At 72.8% G+C, this 19,161-nt stretch carries 19 protein-coding genes and 1 pseudogene; 9 read left to right on the top strand and 11 right to left on the bottom strand.

The features are described 5' to 3' along the window. From ACY35P_RS06095 to ACY35P_RS06085, 3 genes and pseudogenes are all read left to right on the top strand, one after another. Positions 1-78: pseudogene (locus ACY35P_RS06095) on the top strand (peptide chain release factor-like protein); the annotation flags it as partial. 221 nt (positions 79-299) lie between these two features. Further along, positions 300-1,577 (top strand): translocation/assembly module TamB domain-containing protein, encoded by a 1,278-nt coding sequence (locus ACY35P_RS06090; RefSeq protein ID WP_462114942.1) that lies wholly within the window; start codon positions 300-302, stop codon positions 1,575-1,577. 60 nt (positions 1,578-1,637) lie between these two features. Then, positions 1,638-1,865 (top strand): hypothetical protein, encoded by a 228-nt coding sequence (locus tag ACY35P_RS06085; RefSeq protein WP_462114940.1) that lies wholly within the window; start codon positions 1,638-1,640, stop codon positions 1,863-1,865. Between the two features lie 362 nt (positions 1,866-2,227). Here ACY35P_RS06085 and ACY35P_RS06080 read toward each other — a convergent pair whose 3' ends face one another. Then, positions 2,228-2,902 carry a DUF4142 domain-containing protein gene (locus ACY35P_RS06080; RefSeq protein WP_462114939.1) on the bottom strand — a complete coding sequence of 225 codons (675 nt, stop codon included), beginning with the start codon at positions 2,900-2,902 and terminating at the stop codon, positions 2,228-2,230. Positions 2,903-3,257: 355 nt separating this feature from the next. Here ACY35P_RS06080 and ACY35P_RS06075 point away from each other — a divergent pair, with 355 nt between their 5' ends. After that, on the top strand, positions 3,258-3,794 hold the full coding sequence (locus tag ACY35P_RS06075; protein ID WP_462114938.1) for a hemerythrin domain-containing protein: 537 nt from the start codon (positions 3,258-3,260) through the stop codon (positions 3,792-3,794). A 58-nt stretch (positions 3,795-3,852) separates the two neighbouring features. Here the strand turns inward: ACY35P_RS06075 and ACY35P_RS06070 are convergent, their stop codons facing one another. From ACY35P_RS06070 to ACY35P_RS06060, 3 genes are all read right to left on the bottom strand, one after another. After that, on the bottom strand, positions 3,853-5,094 hold the full coding sequence (locus tag ACY35P_RS06070; protein ID WP_462114937.1) for a sialidase family protein: 1,242 nt from the start codon (positions 5,092-5,094) through the stop codon (positions 3,853-3,855). Positions 5,095-5,127: 33 nt separating this feature from the next. Continuing rightward, on the bottom strand, positions 5,128-7,017 hold the full coding sequence (mnmG, locus tag ACY35P_RS06065) for a tRNA uridine-5-carboxymethylaminomethyl(34) synthesis enzyme MnmG (protein ID WP_462114936.1): 1,890 nt from the start codon (positions 7,015-7,017) through the stop codon (positions 5,128-5,130). 572 nt (positions 7,018-7,589) lie between these two features. After that, positions 7,590-8,198 carry a hypothetical protein gene (locus ACY35P_RS06060; RefSeq protein WP_462114935.1) on the bottom strand — a complete coding sequence of 203 codons (609 nt, stop codon included), beginning with the start codon at positions 8,196-8,198 and terminating at the stop codon, positions 7,590-7,592. A gap of 194 nt (positions 8,199-8,392) precedes the next feature. Between ACY35P_RS06060 and ACY35P_RS06055 the strand changes: the two genes are divergently transcribed. The 3 genes from ACY35P_RS06055 (at position 8,393) to ACY35P_RS06045 (ending at position 11,821) form a co-directional block, all read left to right on the top strand. Further along, entirely contained in the window at positions 8,393-9,340 is a 948-nt protein-coding gene (locus ACY35P_RS06055) for a DMT family transporter (RefSeq protein WP_462114934.1), read from the top strand. 61 nt (positions 9,341-9,401) lie between these two features. After that, positions 9,402-10,343, top strand: a complete 942-nt coding sequence (locus ACY35P_RS06050; protein ID WP_462114933.1) for a pyridoxal-phosphate dependent enzyme — start codon at positions 9,402-9,404, stop codon at positions 10,341-10,343. Further along, entirely contained in the window at positions 10,340-11,821 is a 1,482-nt protein-coding gene (locus tag ACY35P_RS06045; protein ID WP_462114932.1) for a glycosyltransferase family 39 protein, read from the top strand. The genes ACY35P_RS06050 and ACY35P_RS06045 overlap by 4 nt, the downstream gene beginning before the upstream one ends. Before the next feature lie 3 nt (positions 11,822-11,824). Here ACY35P_RS06045 and ACY35P_RS06040 read toward each other — a convergent pair whose 3' ends face one another. The 6 genes from ACY35P_RS06040 to bioB are packed head-to-tail and all read right to left on the bottom strand — an operon-like array spanning position 11,825 to position 17,098. Beyond that, positions 11,825-12,766: a multidrug resistance efflux transporter family protein gene (locus ACY35P_RS06040; RefSeq protein WP_462114931.1), complete on the bottom strand. Its 942-nt coding sequence runs from the start codon at positions 12,764-12,766 to the stop codon at positions 11,825-11,827. Then, complete coding sequence (gene bioC, locus ACY35P_RS06035; RefSeq protein WP_462114930.1) at positions 12,763-13,677, bottom strand: malonyl-ACP O-methyltransferase BioC; 915 nt, start codon at positions 13,675-13,677, stop codon at positions 12,763-12,765. Before bioC ends, ACY35P_RS06040 begins: the two co-directional genes overlap by 4 nt. 1 nt (position 13,678) lies before the next feature. After that, positions 13,679-14,452, bottom strand: coding sequence for a pimeloyl-ACP methyl ester esterase BioH (gene bioH / locus ACY35P_RS06030; RefSeq protein ID WP_462114929.1), 774 nt, complete (start codon positions 14,450-14,452; stop codon positions 13,679-13,681). 1 nt (position 14,453) lies between these two features. Further along, positions 14,454-14,849: an ACT domain-containing protein gene (locus ACY35P_RS06025; protein WP_462114928.1), complete on the bottom strand. Its 396-nt coding sequence runs from the start codon at positions 14,847-14,849 to the stop codon at positions 14,454-14,456. Then, positions 14,846-16,027 carry an 8-amino-7-oxononanoate synthase gene (bioF, locus tag ACY35P_RS06020; RefSeq protein WP_462114927.1) on the bottom strand — a complete coding sequence of 394 codons (1,182 nt, stop codon included), beginning with the start codon at positions 16,025-16,027 and terminating at the stop codon, positions 14,846-14,848. Before bioF ends, ACY35P_RS06025 begins: the two co-directional genes overlap by 4 nt. After that, positions 16,028-17,098 carry a biotin synthase BioB gene (gene bioB / locus ACY35P_RS06015; protein WP_462114926.1) on the bottom strand — a complete coding sequence of 357 codons (1,071 nt, stop codon included), beginning with the start codon at positions 17,096-17,098 and terminating at the stop codon, positions 16,028-16,030. A gap of 49 nt (positions 17,099-17,147) precedes the next feature. On the opposite strand from bioB, the gene ACY35P_RS06010 reads away from it, so the two are divergent. Together ACY35P_RS06010 and ACY35P_RS06005 are read left to right on the top strand one after the other, a co-directional pair. After that, positions 17,148-17,906, top strand: a complete 759-nt coding sequence (locus ACY35P_RS06010) for a ComF family protein (RefSeq protein ID WP_462114925.1) — start codon at positions 17,148-17,150, stop codon at positions 17,904-17,906. Positions 17,907-17,932: 26 nt separating this feature from the next. After that, positions 17,933-18,415, top strand: a complete 483-nt coding sequence (locus ACY35P_RS06005) for a hypothetical protein (RefSeq protein ID WP_462114924.1) — start codon at positions 17,933-17,935, stop codon at positions 18,413-18,415. On the opposite strand, the gene ACY35P_RS06000 is transcribed toward ACY35P_RS06005, so the two are convergent. After that, positions 18,412-19,098 (bottom strand): DUF2238 domain-containing protein, encoded by a 687-nt coding sequence (locus ACY35P_RS06000; RefSeq protein ID WP_462114923.1) that lies wholly within the window; start codon positions 19,096-19,098, stop codon positions 18,412-18,414. The genes ACY35P_RS06005 and ACY35P_RS06000 overlap by 4 nt on opposite strands. Between the last annotated feature and the right edge of the window lie 63 nt (positions 19,099-19,161).

Genomic DNA, 19,161 nt, shown 5'->3' with positions numbered 1-19,161 from the left:
AATCCGGCGGACCTGAAGACGGACGTCTATCGCTCGTCGGGCGCCGGCGGCCAGCACGTCAACAAGACGGAATCGGCAACGTCGACGGGCAGGCGCAGGTGCGTCCGGTCGGCGGCCGCTGGCGCGGCACGGCGCGCGTGACGTCGCCGGAGGGTGGATTCCGCCTCGATGCCACGCAGTCGCGCGACCTCGTGCGCTGGCGTGGCCTCGATGCGCGCCTGGTGTTCGATCCGCAGCGGGTGCAGGTCGACCTCGCCTCCGGCCTGTTCGACCGCGGCCGCGTGCAGGGCCGCGTGGCGATGGGCTGGGCCGCGCATGCGCCGCTGTCCGGCGCGCTCGATGTCTCGACGGACGAGCTGGCGTTCCTCGAACTGTTCTCGCCCGACATCGTCGATCCGCGCGGACGCATCGACGGCCGCATCAGCCTCGGCGGCACGCGGCTCGCCCCGCGGCTCGGCGGGCAGGCGCGGCTGACCGGCTTCACCACCGAGCTGCCGGCACTCGGCCTGCAACTGACGCAGGGCGAGGCGCGGCTCGACGCGCAGCCCGACGGCACCGCGCGCATCACCGGCCGCGTGCGCTCCGGCGACGGCGTGCTCGACATCGACGGCCGCCTCGGCTGGCAGGGCGCCGGTGCGCCCCTCGACCTGCACGTGCGCGGCACCAACGTGCAGGTCGCGAACACGCGCGAACTGCGTGCGGTCGCCAATCCCGACGTGCAGGTGCGCACCTCGGCGGGCGAGCCGATCCGTGTCACCGGCACGGTGGTCGTGCCGTCGGCGCTGCTGATGCTCGAGCGGCTCGACCGTCCGGTGAAGACCTCGGCCGATGTCGTCGTGCTCGATCCGATCGACCCCGAGGCGAAGGTGAAGGCGCCGCTCGCGCTCGACCTCGCGGTGGTGGCGGGCGACGACGTCCGCCTGCAGGGCTTCGGCCTCGACGGCAAGCTCGCCGGTCGCGTGCAGGTGCACAGCGTGCCCGGCGGCGACCTCACCGCGCGCGGGCGCATGGACGTCTCGGGGCGCTACGTCGCCTACGGTCAGCGGCTGACCATCAGCCGTGGCGCGCTGGCCTGGCAGGGCGGCGCGATCGCCAATCCACTGCTCGACATCCGCGCCGAGCGCGACGTCGGCGGCGTGACCGCGGGCATCGACGTCGCCGGACGCGCGAAGTCGCCGCGTGCGAACGTGTGGTCGAGCAATGGCGCGACGCAGTCGGAAGCCCTGTCGATGCTCGCGCTCGGCCGCCCGCTGGGCAGCGTCGGCGGCGAGCAGGGCCGGCAGATCGGGGCGGCGAGCGCCGCCCTTTCGGCGGGTGGTTCGCTGCTCGCCGCGGAACTCGGCTCCCGGCTCGGGCTCGACGACGCCGGCGTGATCGAGAGCCGAACGCTCGGCGGGAGCGTGCTCGGCATCGGCAAGTACCTGTCGCCGCGGCTCTACGTCGGCTACGGGGTTTCGCTCTTCGGCGCCGGGCAGGTGCTCACGCTCAAGTACCTGATCCGCCGCGGCGTCGACATGACGTTCGAGTCGAGCAGCGTCGAGAGCCGCGCCTCGCTCAACTACCGCAAGGAACGCTGATCACGCGGCATCGCGACGGCGCGCGCTAGCGTCGTCCGACATGGCACGAGGATCACGTCGATGAGCAAGCTGCGCGGCGACCAGCCCGGTCACGAAGAAGTGCATCACGAGCGCGGCGAACTGCGGAAGCCGCTCGACCGCCACGAGGAGCCCGGCCAGGGCGGCTCGCTGTCGCCGCCGAACGACGGGCACGAGCGCGACAGGCGACGCGACCCGGCGGCGGAGCCGCGGACGGAGACCGCACCGGTAGGCACTCCGCGCGCGGACGGCGGCAACGCGACGGGCTGACGATCGCGCGGGACGGATGTGCGCGGCGGTGTTCGCCGGTGCATATCGTGGCGTGTCGCGTCGCGCGATGCGCATCGCATTTGAACGGGGTCTCGGGCGCAACGAACATCGCGTGCCGGCGAAGTGCGCCTCCAGCGTATTCGACGCGGACCCGCCGTCTCGACGCGCTGCACCCGCAAAGGCGGGGCTCGGCGACGCTCACGCGTTGGCCGTCCAAGATCGGTGCACGGGTTGCCGGCGCGAGGCCCGCGCACCGCGACCGCCGCCGACGCCGTTCCGCATCGGCCAAAAAAAACCCGCGCCATGAAGGCGCGGGTCGGTGTCGCGTCGGAAACCGGCCGTGGCCGGTCGCCGTGGGTGGATCAGGCGCCGCCGCCGAGCTTGCTCTGGATCTGCTTGGCCTGGTCGAGGTGCTTCTGCACCGCGTCGCGCGTCATCTGCAGGTGCTGCTTGACGGCGGCGTCGGTCGCGGCCGGCAGCAGCATGCTGTCGAGCTTGGTCAGCGTGTCCTGGTGACCCATCACCATCGCGTCCATGTAGGCCTTCGCATAAGCGTCGCCGTCGAGCGCGGCGAGTTGCTGCATCTCGGCCTCGCCCTTGGCCTTCATGTCCGACAGCGTCGGCGAGTCGCCCGGCGCCGGGCCGTTCTTCTCGAGCAGCGACGTGGTCATCGTCATGTTCTTGCTGTGCTCGGTCTGCATCATGTTGGCGTAGGCCAGCACGTCGCCGGTGACCTTCTTCGACTTCGCCTGCTCGGCCGCCTTCACTTCGTGCTCGTTCACGGCGTTGAGCAGGGCGAGCGCTTCCGGCTGGCTCGGCGTCGCCATGTTGCCGGCGGCGGCCGGGTCGGTGGCCGGCGCGGTCGGCGCGCCGTCGGCGGTGGTGCCCGGCGTGGTCGCGTCGCTGGTCGCGGTGTCGGCGGTGGCGGCCGGCGTGTTGTTGGTGCCGCCGTTGGCGTCCTCGTTGCGGTTGCAGGCGGCGGTGCCGAACAGCACCAGCGCGGCGATGGCCAGCGCGAGCGGGGTCTTCGAATTCATGGGGGTGTCTCCATCTATGGATACAGCGCTGGGCTGCGGGAAAGCGAGCCGTTGAGGCCGAGGCGGGACGCTACCCCCGTTCATCGTCAGGGACCGTGAAGGCACGGACGTTGCGCAGGCCCGCATGTGTGCACGCCGACGGACGGCGCGCCGTCGCGTTCTGCCCGCAACGTTCCCGACGATGCAGCCGCCCACCGACACGACCGCGCGTGCGTCGCCGAAGCCGTCATTCCTCACGCGGCTTCGACGCCGGCAGCCGCGTTCGCGATCGACGACGACACCACCTGACGCCGGGATCACGAGGCCGGTGGCACGGTGATCGCCTGGCTTCCCTCCACCTGACACGGGTGCTCCCATGAATGCGATCGAACTGCTGAAAGCCGACCACGAGAAAGTGCGCGGGCTCTTCGAACAGCTGACCAAGACCACGAAGCGCGCCGAGAAGACGCGCGTCGAACTGCTCGAGAAGATCCGCCTCGAACTCGACGTGCACACGCAGATCGAGGAAGAGATCTTCTATCCCGCGCTGAAGGAAGCGGTCGGTGAGTCCGAGGACGAGGCGATGATCTTCGAGGCGCTCGAGGAGCACCGCGCCGCCGGTGAACTCGTGCTGCCCGACCTGCTCGCCACCGACATCACCAGCGACCGTTTCAGCGGGCGCGCGAAGGTGCTGAAGGAACTCGTCGAGCATCACGCCGAGGAAGAAGAGAAGGAAATGTTCAAGACCGCGCGCGAAGTGCTCGGTCGTGAGCGCCTCGCCGAACTCGGCGAGCAGATGGCCGCGCGCAAGCGCGAGCTGATGGAGATGGGCGCGGAGCAGATCGAACTGCTCAAGAAGCAGATGGGCCAGGTCGGCTCGGAGCAGTCGCCGCCGCGCGCCTCGCTGCAGTAATCGTCCGTCGTAGAAACATCGAAACGCCCGCCTCGCGCGTGCGTTTCGCGTTGTGGGCTCAGCGGGCGTCGAGCACCGCGCCGCGCAGCCGCGGCCGGCCGTCGACGACGTCGGTCCAGGCGACGTGCAGGCGCCCGCCGGCGAGTGCCAGTCGCGGCAGGCCCGTGCCGCGTCCACGGCCCTGCAGGCGCGCGATCTCCAGGCGCGTCGCGACACGCGCGCCGTCCGCGCTCATGCGCGCGAGTTGCAGCGATTGCCCGCGTGCATCCTCGCGCAGCCACGCCACCCAGGCGCCGCCCGCATCGAGCGCGGTGTCGACGCGGCCGAGCACCTCGCTGCCCTGGTCGACGAGCACCGGCGGCGAGAAGTGCGTGCCGGCGTCGACGCTGCGCGCGAAGCGCACGCTCGGCGCGCTGCCGGCGCCCGTGTACCAGGCGACGACCGCCTCGTTGTCGCGTGCGCTCACCGACGGCCCGTTGACCGGGCACGCCGGCATGGTCCATCGATCCGCATTGACCAGGACGGGCGCCGTCCACGCGCCCTGCTCCAGCCGCGTCGCCGCGATGTCGCGGATCTCCTCGGGCGTGCGATCGCGGTAGACGAGCAGGGCGCCGCGCGCGGTGGCCGCGACGTCGGTCTGGCAGCAGTCGCAGGTCGAGGCGTCGATCTCGGCCTCGTCGTGGCGCGCCAGCGACGCATCGAATGCCGCGCTGCGCAGCGTCATCATCGCGCGCCCGCCGGCGTGGTGATCGTGCCCGGCGCCCGCGGTCGCGCGGCCATCAAGCCAGGCGACGCGCAGGCGATCGCGACCTTCGGTCCACAACGAGACGAAGCCGTGTTCGGTCGGCGTGCCGTCGTCGTTGACCGCGACCGGCGGCGACCAGGTCGCGCCGTCGTCGGCCGAGCGCGACAGCACGACGTCGTAGGCGTAGGTCGACGCCGCGGACTTGCGCAGCCAGTGCGCCCACAGCGCGCCGTCGGGCGTGGCCGCGATGTGCGGCGTGTCCGCCCAGTTGACGAACCAGTCGCCGCCTTCCGCAATCGTGCGCGGCGCGCTCCAGCCCTGCGCGGTGCTGCGCGAAAACCGGAGTGCATGGCCGGCCGCGGATTTCTCGATCCACGCGAGCAGCAGGCCGCGCTCGGTCGCGACGAGCGCGGGTTGCGCGCCGCCGTCGACCGGCATCGGCCAGTCGCGCGCGGCGAGCGGTGCGGGCGCGGCCTTCGGCGCGGCGGGCGGCGGCGGGGGCGCGCTGCAGGCGGCGAGCAGGAGCGTGGCGAGCAATGCGGGACGGATCGACATCCGGGCACCGTAGCCGAACGCGATCGCGCCGCGCTACGCGACCTGCCCGCGTCGGTCGCGCATCAGGTGCACCAGCAGCAGCGAGACCGCCGCGGGCGTCACTCCCGGAATACGCTGTGCCTGTCCGATCGTCTGCGGCCGGACGCGTTCGAGCTTGCCGAGCACTTCCGCCGACAGCCCGCGCACCTGTGCATAGTCGAACGTGGCGGGAATGCCGGTCGCCTCGTTGCGGCGCGCACGATCGATCTCCTCGCGCTGGCGGTCGAGGTAGCCGGCGTACTTCACGCCGATCTCGACCTGCTCGGCGACGTCGGCATCCTCGACCGCGGGCCCGAGCGACGGCACGCGCAGCAGCCGCGCGTAGTCGAGTTCCGGACGCTTGAGCAGGTCGAGCGCGTTCGTCTCGCGGGAAACCTCGACGCCTAGCGTGTCCGCGATCTCGCGGCCGAGCGCATTGTTCGGCGCGGCCCAGGCGGCGGCGAGGCGCGCGGCCTCGCGCTCGACGGCCTCGCGCTTGGCCGAAAAGCGCGACCAGCGCGCGTCGTCCACGAGGCCGAGTTCGCGACCGACCGGCGTGAGCCGTGCATCCGCATTGTCCTCGCGCAACTGCAGCCGGTATTCGGCGCGCGAGGTGAACATGCGGTACGGCTCGCTTGTGCCCTGCGTGGTCAGATCGTCGACGAGCACGCCGAGATAGGCCTCGTCGCGACGGGGGCTCCAGCCGTCGGCGCCGCGCACGAAGCGTGCGGCGTTGACGCCGGCGAGCAGGCCCTGCGCCGCGGCTTCCTCGTAGCCGGTGGTGCCGTTGATCTGGCCGGCGAAGAACAGGCCGGCGATCGACTTGGTCTCCAGCGTAGTCTTGAGTCCGCGCGGATCGAAGAAGTCGTATTCGATGGCGTAGCCCGGCCGCGTGATGTGCGCGGCCTCGAAGCCACGGATGCTGCGCACGAGCGCGAGCTGCACGTCGAACGGCAGCGAGGTGCTCATGCCGTTCGGATAGATCTCGGCGACGCCCAGGCCCTCGGGCTCGACGAAGATCTGGTGCGACGCCTTCTCGGCGAAACGCACCACCTTGTCCTCGATGGACGGGCAATACCGCGGGCCGATGCCCTCGATCTGGCCGGTGTAGAGCGGGCTGCGGTCGAGTGCGCCGCGGATGATCTCGTGCGTGCGCTCGCTCGTGTGCGTGATCCAGCACGATACCTGCGCCGGATGGTCGTCGCGCGAGCCGACGAACGAGAACACCGGACGCGGATCGTCGCCCGGCTGCTCCTCCATCACCGTGTAGTCGAGCGTGCGGCCGTCGATGCGCGGCGGCGTGCCGGTCTTCAGGCGGTCGACCACGAACGGGCCGTCGCGCAGCTTCTCCGCGAGCGTCGTGGCCGGCGGGTCGCCCGCGCGGCCGGCCGCATACGTCGTCGCGCCGATGTGCACCTTGCCGGCGAGGAACGTGCCGGCGGTGAGCACGACGGCGGGCGCGAAGAAGCGCAGCCCGGTCTGCGTGACCACGGCATGGACGCGGCCCGCGTCGAATTCGATGTCGTCGACCGCCGCCTGGAACACGGTGAGGCCCGGCTGTGATTCCACCGCGCGACGCACGAACGCGCGATAGAGCGCGCGGTCGGCCTGGCAGCGCGTCGCGCGCACCGCCGGGCCCTTGCTCGCATTGAGCCGTCGCCACTGGATGCCGGCGGCATCGGCGGCGCGTGCCATGACGCCGCCGAGCGCGTCGATCTCGCGCACGAGGTGGCCCTTGCCGATGCCACCGATCGCGGGATTGCAGCTCATCGCGCCGACCGTCTCGATCGAATGCGTGAGCAGCAGGGTGCGTGCACCGGCGCGCGCGGCGGCGAGCGCGGCCTCGGTGCCGGCGTGGCCGCCGCCGATCACGATGACGTCGTGGCGATGGAAGTCGGAGGACATGGTCGGACTCGTGCGCGCCGGATGCGGCCTCGCGGTGCGGCATTCTCGCGCAGCGGGACGCCGGCGGCAGGCCGTGCAGCTGAACGGAACGGCGCGCGGGCGTCAGCGGCTGACCCGCGCGGCCGGGCATGGTCGTGCTGCGTCACCCGCCTCGACGACGACGGCGGCCGTGCAACGGCATTTCGTGACGTGCGTCGGGAAACCGCGGCGCGCGATGCGTGTTTCCGCGATTGGCACGCGTCGTGCAGAGGAATTCCTGCACCCAGCGGGGCAGGCGCCATGCGTCGGCCGGTATTGGAACAGGGGCTGGCCAGGCGCCCGCGGGGAAGCACGAAGGGCCGGATGTCGGGGGACGTCCGGCCCTTCACCTTTTCCGGACCCCGGAAACGACGCCGCCGCATCGGAGCCCGATGCGGCGGAGGGTGCCGGCCCCGGCGAGGGGCGGAACAGGGGGGATCCGAAGTTCCTCGCCGGGACCGACGCAGACCGTCGGGCGGCGACGCTCGTCCCGTGCGGTGCCCGACTAGCTTGCGGGCGCACGCGCGCGCCCGCAAGCCGTGGGCGTCACGGTTTTACTCGTCCTGCTCGCTGCTGCTGCGGGCGCGACGGCCGCCTTCGCCATCCCCGCGCGGCATCGGCCGCGGCGCGGCCATGCCGCCGAAATCCGGGCGGGCGACGATCGGCGCCGACGGGCTCGGGCCCGAATTGCCACCGCCCTCGATCGCGCGACGACGCCGCGCGATCTCGTCGACGTTGCGCCACGGGCCGCCGTCGGGGCGACGACCGGTGGTCGTGTCGCCGGGCGGCGGCAGGTTGGTGCCCGGGCCCGGACCCGGGTTGCTCGGGCGCGGACGGTACACCGGACGGGGATAACCATAGGGATAGCCGTACGGCGAGCCGTAGTACGGGTACCCATAGCGCGAGCCGCCGTAGTACGGGCCGTAGCCCGGATAGCCGTAGCCCGGGTAGCCGTAGCTGCCCCAGACCGACAGGCCCGGGCGGTACGGGCCGGAGTACGGATAGCCGTAGCCCGGATAGGTGCCGTGGTAGCGGTACTCGACCGACGGCGCACCGTAGTAGTAGTCGCCCTGGCCGTCGCCCCGATAGCCGTACGGCGCGGTGGTGACGCAGCCGGCGAGCAGCGCGCTGGCGGCGAGCGGAAGCAGAAGCCTGCGGATCATGGGAACCCCCTGTGCGGACGATGCACTGTCGGCCGCTCGCATTGAACTATCGCTTAACTTTTCCGCCGTCGACCGCGCCGTGCTGACCTGTTCAGCCTGCGTGCGGCCGGCGCGGCTGGAACCGGGTGTTCCGGCGCGCGCATTGCCCGGCATCGCTCCGCCTGCGAGCATGCCCGCCCGCTCCGGAGGTCGCCATGTCCACCCTGCATCGCGTCTCCGGCCGCGGCCGGCTCGGCCTCGGCCTGAGCCTGGTCACCGCCTTCTGCTGGGCCACGCTGCCGGTCGCGCTCAAGGTGACGCTGCAGGCGGTCGACCCGCTCACGCTCACCTGGTTCCGCTTCCTCGTCGCCGCGCTGCTGACGGGCGCGTGGCTCGGCGCGCGCGGCAGGCTCACCGGCTTCGGCGCGCTGGGCCGGCGCGGCTGGACGATGCTCGTCGTCGCCGCGGTAATGCTCGTCGGCAACTACGTCTTCTACCTGCTGGGCGTGGCGCGGACCTCGCCCGGCAATGCGCAGCTGATCATCCAGCTGGCGCCGCTGCTGATGGCGGTGGGCGGCATCGTGGTCTTCGGCGAGCGCTTCCGCTCCGCGCAGTGGCTCGGCATGGCGCTGCTCGTCGGCGGGCTCGGCCTGTTCTTCCGCGACCAGCTCGCGCACGTGGACACCACGCCGGGCCACGGGGGCTCGGGGGCCTACGTCGCCGGCTCGCTGCTGGTCGTGCTGGCCGCGGTGGTGTGGGCGGTGTACGCGCTGGCGCAGAAACAGCTGCTGGTGAAGCTCGGCTCGATGCGCATCCTGCTCGCGATCTACATCGGTGCGACGCTGCTGCTGTGGCCGTTCGCGCATCCCTCGCGCCTGGCGAGCCTCGATGGCACGCAGTGGGGCCTGCTCGCGTTCTGCGCGCTCAACACGGTGGTCGCCTATGGCGCCTTCGCCGAAGCGCTCGCGCACTGGGAGGCCTCGCGCGTGTCGGCGGTGCTGGCGGTGACGCCGCTGCTCTGCCTCGGCGTGGTCGCGATCGTGCACGGCCTGTGGCCGTCGATGCTGGCGCCCGAGCCGATGTCGATGATCGGCTGGCTCGGGGCCGGACTGGTGGTCGCCGGTTCGGCCACGGTGAGCCTGCTCGGCCGACGCCGCGCCTGACCGCCTGCCACCGCGCCCGGCGCGGCACTACCCTAGTGCGACTTTCCCGCCGCGGTCCCGCATGACCCCCGCCTTCGACGACGTCCTCGCCGCCGCCGCGCGCATCGCGCCGCAGGCGCACGCCACCCCGGTCCTCACCTCGCGCACGATCGATGCGCTCGCCGGCTGCTCGCTGCACTTCAAGGCCGAGCACCTGCAGCGCATCGGTGCCTTCAAGTTCCGCGGGGCCTGCAATGCAGTCGAGTCGCTCGACGCCGACGAGGCGCGTCGCGGCGTGCTCACCCATTCCTCCGGCAACCACGGTGCGGCGCTCGCGCTCGCCGCGCGGCTGCGGGGCATCGCGTGCCACGTGGTGGTGCCCGAGGGCGCGGTGCCCGGCAAGGTCGAGGCGATCGCCGCCTACGGCGCGGTGCTGCATCGCTGCGCGCCGACCATCGACGCACGCGAGGCGATGTGCGCCGATCTCGCGCGGTCGCTCGGTGCGCGCGTCGTGCATCCCTATACCGACCCGCTGGTGATCGCCGGCCAGGGCACCGCCGCGCTCGAGCTGCTGGCCGCGCACCCGCTCGACGACCTCGTGGTGCCGGTCGGCGGCGGCGGCCTCGCGGCAGGTACCGCGCTCGCGATCGCCGGCGCATCGCCGCGCACGCGGCTCGTGCTCGCCGAGCCCGCGGGTGCCGCCGAGACCGCCGCGTCGCTCGCCCGCGGAACGCGCGTCACCGAGTTCACGCCCGACACCGTCTGCGACGGCCTGCGCGGCACGCTCGGCGCGATCAACTTCGACCTGCTGAAGGCGCATGGCGCCGAGGCGCTCGTGGTCGACGACGCGGCCACGCTCGCCGCGATGCGGCTGGTGTGGACGCGCATGAAGCAGCTCGTCGAGCCGTCCTCGGCGGTCGCGCTCGCCGCGGTGCTCGCGAACCGGGAGCGCTTCGCCGGCCGTCGCGTCGGCGTGATCCTGTCCGGCGGCAACGTCGACCTCGACGCGCTGGTGCGCGGATGAGCACGACCGCGCGCCGGCTGCCCGGCTGGGCCATCGCCGCGCTCGCGGTGGTGCTCGCGCTCGCCTTCCTCGGCAATCGCGGCATCTGGGATCCGGACGAAGGCCGCTACACGAACGTCGCCCTCAACATGCTCGCGACCGGCGACTGGCTGGTGCCGCATCGCAGCCCCGAGGTCGCGCACTGGACCAAGCCGCCGCTGACGTACTGGGCGATCGCCGCGAGCGTCGAGGCTTTCGGTACCAATGCGATGGCCGCGCGTGTGCCGGCCGCGCTCAGCTACCTGCTGTGCGTGCTGCTGGCGGGTCGAATCGGCCGGCGCCTCGCACCCGACGGAGGCGACCGCGCGGCCCTCGTCTACGCGACGCTGCTGTTCTCGTTCGGCGCATCGCAGATGATCACGACCGATTACGTGCTCGCCGCGATGGAGACGCTCGCGGTCTGGGCCTTCGTCGAGGCGCGCTTCGGCGCCTCGCGGCCACGCGCGTGGCTCGCGCTGATGTGGGCGGGTTTCGGACTGGCGTTCCTCACCAAGGGCCCGCCCGGCCTGCTGCCGCTGCTGCCGCTCGTCGTGTTCGACGCGCTGACGCGTGAGCGCGGCCGCCCGACTGCCTTCCAGCCGCTCGGCCTGTTGGCCTTCGTCGCGATCGCCGCGCCGTGGTACCTCGCGGTGACCTCGCGCACGCCCGGCCTGATGCAGTACTTCCTCGGCAACGAGGTGGTCGGCCGCATCGCCAGCAACGAATTCAAGCGCCATGGCGAGTGGTACGGCTGGCTCACGATCTACGCCCCGACACTGCTGATCGGCACGCTGCCGTGGTGGCGCCCGCTGTGGCGGTGGCTGCGCGGCGTTCCCGCGCAGTGGCGCGGCTGGCGCGACGGCGAGACACGCCGCGCGCAGCGCGCCTGGCTGTTCGCGACGCTGTGGCTGCTGCTGCCGCTCGCCGTGTTCTGTATCTCGCGCTCGCGGCTGCCGCTGTACATCCTGCCGCTGTTCGTCCCGATCGCGCTGCTGGTGACGCTGCAGCAACTGCGCGATGCGCGCCCGTGGCCGCGCCTGCCGTGGCTGCTGCTGTGGGTCGCCGTGCTGCTGGGGCTGAAGGTCGCGTCGAGCCAGTTCCCGACGCACAAGAACGCCCGCGACTGGGCGCGCGAGATCCGCGGCCGCATGGGCCCGCTGCAGGTCGGCGAGGTGCTGTTCGTCGAGGACATGGCGCGCTACGGCGTGCACCTGCACCTCGGCCGCGACGTCGCGGTCGAGAAGCTGTCGATCGAGGCCCTTGGCGAGACCGGCATCAGCCGCGAGTACGACGAATCGCTCGTCGGCGAGCTCGCGGAGCACGAGCCGAACCAGGTCTGGATCTGCAAGCAGGAGCGCTGGGCCGAAGTCGCCGCGCGCGTGCGGGCCGAGGGTTTCGAGCCGATCGTGCTCGGCGCGCCCTACCAGGGCCGGATCATCTTCCGCACGGTGCGGCGCTGAGCCTCAGGCGGGGCGACGCGCCGCGAGTGCGCTGAACGCGGCGATCGCCCCCACGACGACCACGGCGCCGACCGCCGCACTGCCGCTCGGCCAGGGCTCGTGCAGCCACAGCACGCCGATGACGGTGGCGAAGAGGATCTCCGCGGCCTGCATCGCTTCGGCCGCGGCGAGCGCGACCGGGTCGCGACGCACCAGACCGGTCGCGCGGAAGAACAGCACGGTGGCCACGATGCCCGCGCCGAGCGCCACGCCGCCGGCGAGCAGCACCTGCGACACCGGCGGCGCGCCGGCCTCGACCTGCGCGAACGTCACCACCGGCAGCCACAGCGGCAGGCTCGCGAGCGTCATGCCGAACACGCGTTGCGTGGCGTCGAGCTCGATGCCGACGCGCTCGAGGTGCAGCAGCAGGCCGCGATTGCCGAGCGGATAGGCGAACGCGCTGACCGCGACGCAGGCGATCGCGATCCAGGCCGCGCGGTCGAGTCGCCCGCCCGCGTGCCCGGCCTGCATCAGCAGCACGCCGGCGAACGCGACGAGGCCGGCGACGAACGCCACGGGCGGAATCCGCCGGCGCGCATCGCGATACAGCAGCGGCGCGCACAGCATGCCCGCCACCACCGTGAGCTGGAACGTGCCGGCGACGAGCCACGACGGGCCGCTCGAGGCCGCATAGCTCAGGCAGGCATAGAACAGCACGAAGCCGATCCCGCTCCACAGCAGCCACGGGCCCGGATGCGCGCGCATCGCACGCCACAGCGGCGTCCAGCGCCCGCGCATCAGGGGCAGCATGAGCGGCGCGGTCCACAGGTAACGCAGCGCCGCCGTCCACGCCCAGTGCCCGCCGTCGACCGCGGCCGCGCGATTGAGCACGTACGTCGAAGTGAAGAACAGGGCCGACAGCAGCGCGAGGGCGATGGCCGTCGGCGCGACGCGCGTGCGCGTCACGTGCGGCGCCGGATCGGGATCGCCGACATCGGCACGTGCACCTCGTCCACGCCTCGGCGCCGGATCGGCGCGCCCGGCGGCGGGCCCCAGGCCTGCGCGTAGACGACTTCCCACGTCACCGGCAGGCCGTCGGCACCCCGCATCGACTCGTACGCCTTCGCCGCGCGGGCGAAACGCGCACGGCCGGTGAGCGCACGACGGCGGTCGCTCATCGCATTGGTCGCGCCGAGCGTGCGCAGGCCGCGCATGATCGACGGCAGGTCGGGCTCGGCGACGCGGAACACGTCGCGGTCGAGCACCGGATCGCGGAAGCCGGCGGCCACCATCGCATCGCCGAACTGCGCGATGTCGACGAAGGGACTCACGTGCGGCGCCTCGTCCGCGTCCGCGAACGCCTCGCGCAGCTCCATCAGCGTCTGCCGCGCGAACGTGGACACCAGCAGCAGGCCATCGGGCTTGAGCACGCGGCGGAATTCGGCGAACACCGCCGGCAGGTCCTCGATCCACTGCACGCACAGGTTCGAGAACAGCACGTCGACGCTGCCGCCGGCGAACGGCAGCGCGAGCGCATCGCCGCGCACGAACCGCGGCTTCTTCGCGAAGTCGAACAGGCCGCGCCGCGCGCCGAGCCGCTGCTGCGCCGTGCGCACCATGCCCGGCGCGAGGTCGAGGCCGACCACCTGCGCCTTCGGCCATTGCGCCTGCAGCAGTGCGGTGCCGTGGCCCGTGCCGCAGCCGACGTCGAGCACGACCTCGGGGGTGCGCGCGCCGAGCGCCTTGTCCTCGTAGTACGGCAGCGATTCGGCGAGCCGCTTACCGACTTCGCGCTGCAGCGCGGCCGCTTCGTCGTAGTGCGCCGCGGCGCGCGAGAAGGCGCGGCCGACCTGGCGATGGTCGTACACCGGCTCCATGTCAGGCGGGCACCGCGAGCCGCGCGACGAACGCGTCGATCGCGCCGGCCACCGCATCCGGCGCGGCGAGGAACGGCGCGTGCCCGGCCTCGGCGATGACGAGCGTTTCGGCATCGGTCGCGAGGGCGGCGGCGGCGGGCATCGCGCCCGCGGGCACCAACCGGTCGCGACGACCGGAGATCCACAGGCTCGGCACGCGCAGGCCCGGTAACTCGCCGCGCGCATCGAAGCCGCCGAGCAGGTCGAGCCCGCGCAGCAGTGCGGCGGGCGTGGGCTCGCCGTGCTCGAAGGCGTGCGCGCGCAGGTCGCGAAGTTCGGCCTGCGCGGTCGGCGACCCCAGCGCCTCGAGCGCGAGGAAACCGTCGAGCGTGCCGCGGAAATCGTTCGCGAGCGCGTCGCCGAAATCACGGAACAGCGTCGGCTTCACCCCGAACGGCCAGTCCTCGCCGATCACGAAGCGCGGCGACGAGGCGAGCATCACCAGCCCGCGCACGCGGTCGGGGTGAGCGAGCGCATTGCGCAGCGCGAACTGGCCGCCGAGCGACCAGCCGAGCCACACCGCGTCGGGCACCGCGTCGACGAGCTCGTCGGCGAGCGCATGCGGATCGAGCGGGCGATCGCTGCCGCGTGCGCGGCCGTGGCCGGGCAGGTCGACGAGGTGCAGCGTGTAGCGATCGGCGAGACGCTCGACCAGCGGCCGGAACAGGCCGCCGTGCATCGCCCAGCCATGGATCAGGGCGATCGAGGGACCGCGGCCGATGCGTTCGATGTGCATGTCAGCGCTCGCGCAGGCTGCGGATCGCGGCGATCGCGTCGTCGCGCCGCGCGGCGGGCACCAGCAGGTGGTCGTGGTAGCGGCCGGCGAGCACGTTGCAGGCGATGCCACGCTCGGCGAGCACACCCGACACCGCGGCCGTCACGCCGACCGCGTTCAACGCCGAATGCACGCGCAGGCTCAGCCAGGCGGCGACGAAGTCGGGCGGATCGCCCTGCGCGCGCGCGAAGGCTTCGGGCACCACATAGGTGATGCCCTCGGCCTCGGTGAGGCGCGCCTCGGCGACGGCGTCGGCCGCAGGATCGGGCGCCCGCCGCGAGATGACGAGGTACGTGCCCGGACGCACGTCGACGTCGAGCCCCGCGAGGATGGTGGGAAGACGGGTTTCGCCGGTCATGCGGTCACGGAATCGGAAAGGAGGGCGGCGTCACGGGCACCGGCGAGCGCGTCGACCAGCGCATCGACCTCGGTATCGGCATGGAGCGCGGAAATCGTGACCCGCAGCCGGGCCTGGCCTTCGGGCACGGTCGGCGGGCGGATCGCGGACACCCAGAAGCCGTCGGCCTCGAGCGCGCGCGACATGGCGAGCGCGACGCGATCGTCGCCGCTCATCACCGCCTGGATCGGCGTCGAGGACGGCCGCAGGTCGAGGCCGTGGCGCGAGGCGCCGTCGCGGAAGCGCGCGACCTGCGCCAGCACGCGGGCACGGCGATCGTCCGCGGCGCGCGCGACGCGCACGGCGGCCAGCGCGGCGGCGGCGAGCGCGGCCGGCAGCGCGGTGGAATAGACGTGGCCGCGCGCGGTTTCCGCGAGATGCCCGACCAGGTCGGCGTCGCCGGCGACGACGGCACCGCACGTGCCGAGCGCCTTGCCGAGCGTGGCGAGCTGCAGCGGCACGTCGCGCACCGACAGGCCGGCGGCGGCCACGCTGCCGCGGCCCTGCGGCCCCAGCACGCCGACGCCATGCGCATCGTCGACGTAGAGCAGCGCCTCGTGCCCCCGCGCGAGCGTCGCGAGTTCGCGCAGCGGCGCGACGTCGCCGTCCATGCTGAAGACGCCGTCGGTGGCGAGCAGCGCGAGTCCGCTGCGCCCGGCCTGCAGCTGGCGCGCGGCGCCCTCGACGTCGGCATGCGGATAGCGACGCAGCGTCGCGCCCGACAGCCGCGCGCCGTCGATCAGCGAGGCATGGTCGAGCCGGTCCTGCACGCAGGCGTCGCCTTCGCGCAGCAGCGCCTGCAGCAGCGCGAGGTTGGCGACGTAGCCGCTGCCGAACAGCAACGCAGCGGGCACCTCGAGCCAGTCGGCGATCGCGCGCTCGAGTGCTTCGTGCGCGGCGTGGTGGCCGCAGACCAGCGCGGACGCGGTGCTTCCCGCGTCCTGCGCGTCATGCAAGGCACCGACCACGTCCGGGTGCTGCGACAGGCCGAGGTAGTCGTTGCTGCAGAAGTTGAGCAGCATTCGCCCATCGACTTCGCACCGCATGCCCTCGCGTCGCGTGACGACTCGACGCGTGCGACGACGCGACGCGGCGTCACGCGCGCTGCGCGCCTCGACGATGCGGCGCGTCCAGTCCACTCAGGCGGCGCAGCCGCAGCCGGTGCCGCAGCCCATCGACGCGGCGGGCGCGGCGTTGACAATGTCGGCATGCACCGTGTTCGGCGTCTCCACGACCTGCATCGGGCGCAGGCCGAGGCGCGCGAACAGCGCCAGGTCGCGCTCGGTGTCGGGATTGCCGGTGGTCAGCAGCTTCTCGCCGTAGAAGATCGAGTTCGCGCCCGCGGCGAAGCACAGCGCCTGCAGCTCATCCGACATGGATTCGCGGCCGGCGGACAGGCGCACCATCGAGCGCGGCATCATGATCCGCGCGACCGCGATCATGCGCACGAACTCGAACGGATCGAGTTCGGCGGTCTCGGAGAGTGGCGTGCCTGCGACCTTGACCAGGCGGTTGATCGGCACCGAATCCGGATGCGCCGGCAGGTTCGCGAGCGCCTGCAGCAGGCCCGCGCGCTGGCCGCGCGTCTCGCCCATGCCGACGATGCCGCCGCAGCAGGTCTTCATGCCGGCGTCGCGCACGTGCGACAGCGTGTCGAGGCGATCCTGGTACTCGCGCGTGTGGATGATCTCGCCGTAGAACTCCGGCGCGGTGTCGAGGTTGTGGTTGTAGTAGTCGAGACCGGCGTCGCGCAGCGCCTTCGCCTGCGGCTCGCTGAGCATGCCGAGGGTCGCGCACGTCTCGAGGCCCAGCGACTTCACCTCGCGGATCATCGCGGCGACCTTCGGGATGTCGCGGTCGGCCGGCGACCGCCAGGCGGCGCCCATGCAGAAGCGCGAGGCACCCGCCGCCTTGGCCTGCTTCGCCTTCTCGATCACCGCGTCGGTCGACATCAGCTTGGTGGCGTCCACGCCGGTCTGGTAGCGCTGCGCCTGCGGGCAGTAGGCGCAGTCCTCGGGACAGCCGCCGGTCTTGACCGACAGCAGCGTCGAGACCTGCACCTCCGCCGGGTCGAAATGCTGGCGGTGCACGCTGCCGGCGCGATGCAGCAGCTCGGTCAGCGGCAGCTCGAACAGGGCGAGGATCTCCTCGCGCGACCAGTCGTGGCGCAGCCCCGTGGGCACGGCGCGCAGTTCACTGACAGCTTCCATAGGACTTTTCCGACAGGCGCGGCGAGGCGGGCCCGGCAGTCTGGAAACCATGGATACCGCTGTCAACCTGATCGCCCCGCCGCCGGTTGACGGCCTGCGCGGCCGCCTCGCCTTCTGGCTGCGCAACGACGCGACACGCCTGCTGTGGCCGACCCGCTGCCTCGCCTGCGACGGCCCGGGCCTCGACGGGCTCGACCTCTGCGCCGCCTGCGAGGCGACCCTGCCGGTGGCCGGGCACGCCTGCCTCTGCTGCGCCCTGCCCATCCCCGCCGGTGGCGAGGTCTGCGGCGCCTGCCTCGCCGGGCCCACCTCGCCGCCGCTGACCGAAGTGCATGCCGCCTTCGTCTATGCGGCGCCACTCGATCGGCTGCTGCCGCGCCTGAAGTTCGCGGGCGACCTCGCGGCCGGCCGGCTGGTCGCCCAGCTGATGACCGAACGGCTGCGTGGCGTGCCGCGTCCGCAGGCCCTGATCCCGGTGCCGCTTCACCGTGCACGGCTGCGGCAGCGCGGCTTCGACCAGGCGCTCGAGCTCGCCCGTCCGCTGGGGCGGGCGCTCGTCGTGCCGGTGCTCGATCGTGCGCTGGTCCGAGCGCGCGCCACGCAGGAGCAGTCGCGCCTGAGTGCCACGGCGCGGCGGAGGAACCTCAAGGACGCCTTCCAGGCCTGGCCGAGGCTGCCGCTGCCGGCGCACGTCGCACTGGTGGACGACGTCATGACCACCGGCGCCACCCTGCGCGCCGCCGCGATCGCCCTGCGGCGCGCCGGTGTGCAGCGGGTCGATGCCTGGGTGGCGGCGCGGGTGCCATGAACCGCCTCGGGATATCCCGGCCGACCGTGACCCGCCCACTTGCCGCGCTGCTGCTCGCGCTCGCCTTCGCGCCCTTCGCCCGCGCCGACCCGTTCGCATTCCTCGATCTCGGCCAGGCGCAGGCGGCGCTGGCGCGGTTGGACGAAGGCGACGTGGTGCACCTGTACTGCGCGCCCTGCGGCGAGACGCGTTCGCGACGGATGACGGTCCGCGCGCCCGGCATCGACCGCGTCCGGGACCGCCGCGGCAGCGCGGCCGTGTACCGGGACCCCGACGGCCTGCGCTACTGGGTGGTTCAGGCCAACGATGCATCGCTGGACCTCGCGTACGTCTACGTGCGCGACGGCCGGCGCTGGCGCAACCTTGCGATCGTGCTGGGACTCGACGCGCAGCGCGTGCCGGCGGCACTGCCGAACGACGCGATCGGCAGCGACTGGCAGTGCCAACCCGACTACGGCAGCCCCTACCTCGGCGAGCCCGGCCGGCGCGACCCCTGCGCCCGGCGCTAGGCGCCCTCGCGGCGCGTCCCGCCGGGCAGGGCATCCCGACGCAGGCCGAGCGCGCGGTCGTGCGGGCGTGTGAGCAGTGCGAGCGCGACGATCGCGCCGAGCAGGCACATCGCCATGTCCCACTGCGTGTCCCAGACATCGCCCTGCGTCGCGAGGAAGGCATCGGCGTCGGCGCCCAGCGCGAGCGCGCTCCACCATTCGATCAGCTCGAAGAACGCCGAGAAGCTCAACGCCGCGGCGATGCACAGATAGGTCAGCCAGCCGCCCGGGCGCAGCGGCGTGCGCCGCAGCAGCACCTCGCGGGCGAGGACGGCCGGCACGAAGCCCTGCATGAAATGCCCGACGCGGTCCCACGGATTGCGCACGGTATGCAGCACGTCGCGGAGCCACTCGCCGAGCGGCGCCTTGGCATAGGTGTAGGCGCCGCCTTCGATCAGCACCAGCGCATGCACGGCCAGCAGCACCGCGAGCAGCCGGCTGGGGCGCGGCCGGTGGCGCGAGGCGAACCACGGCAGCACGAGCATCACCCAGACGGTTTCCATCGCCCAGGTCATGCGGTCCTGCGCGACGGCGAACGAGGCGAGCAGCGCGAGCGCGACGAGGCCGAGCAACGCCGTGCCCTGCGCACGTGTCGGCACGCGCACGCGCGCCGGATCCACCGCACTTCCCGTCGACGTCCCCATGCGCGCCCTCCCCTTCGCGGAGCGGCCAGTATCGCCGCCCGGTGCATGACCTGCGACCGATGT

It is taken from the genome of Lysobacter xanthus (assembly GCF_047159895.1).
The sequence above is the reverse complement of the archived record's forward strand: the minus strand, read 5'-3'. Positions and strand labels throughout refer to the sequence as shown.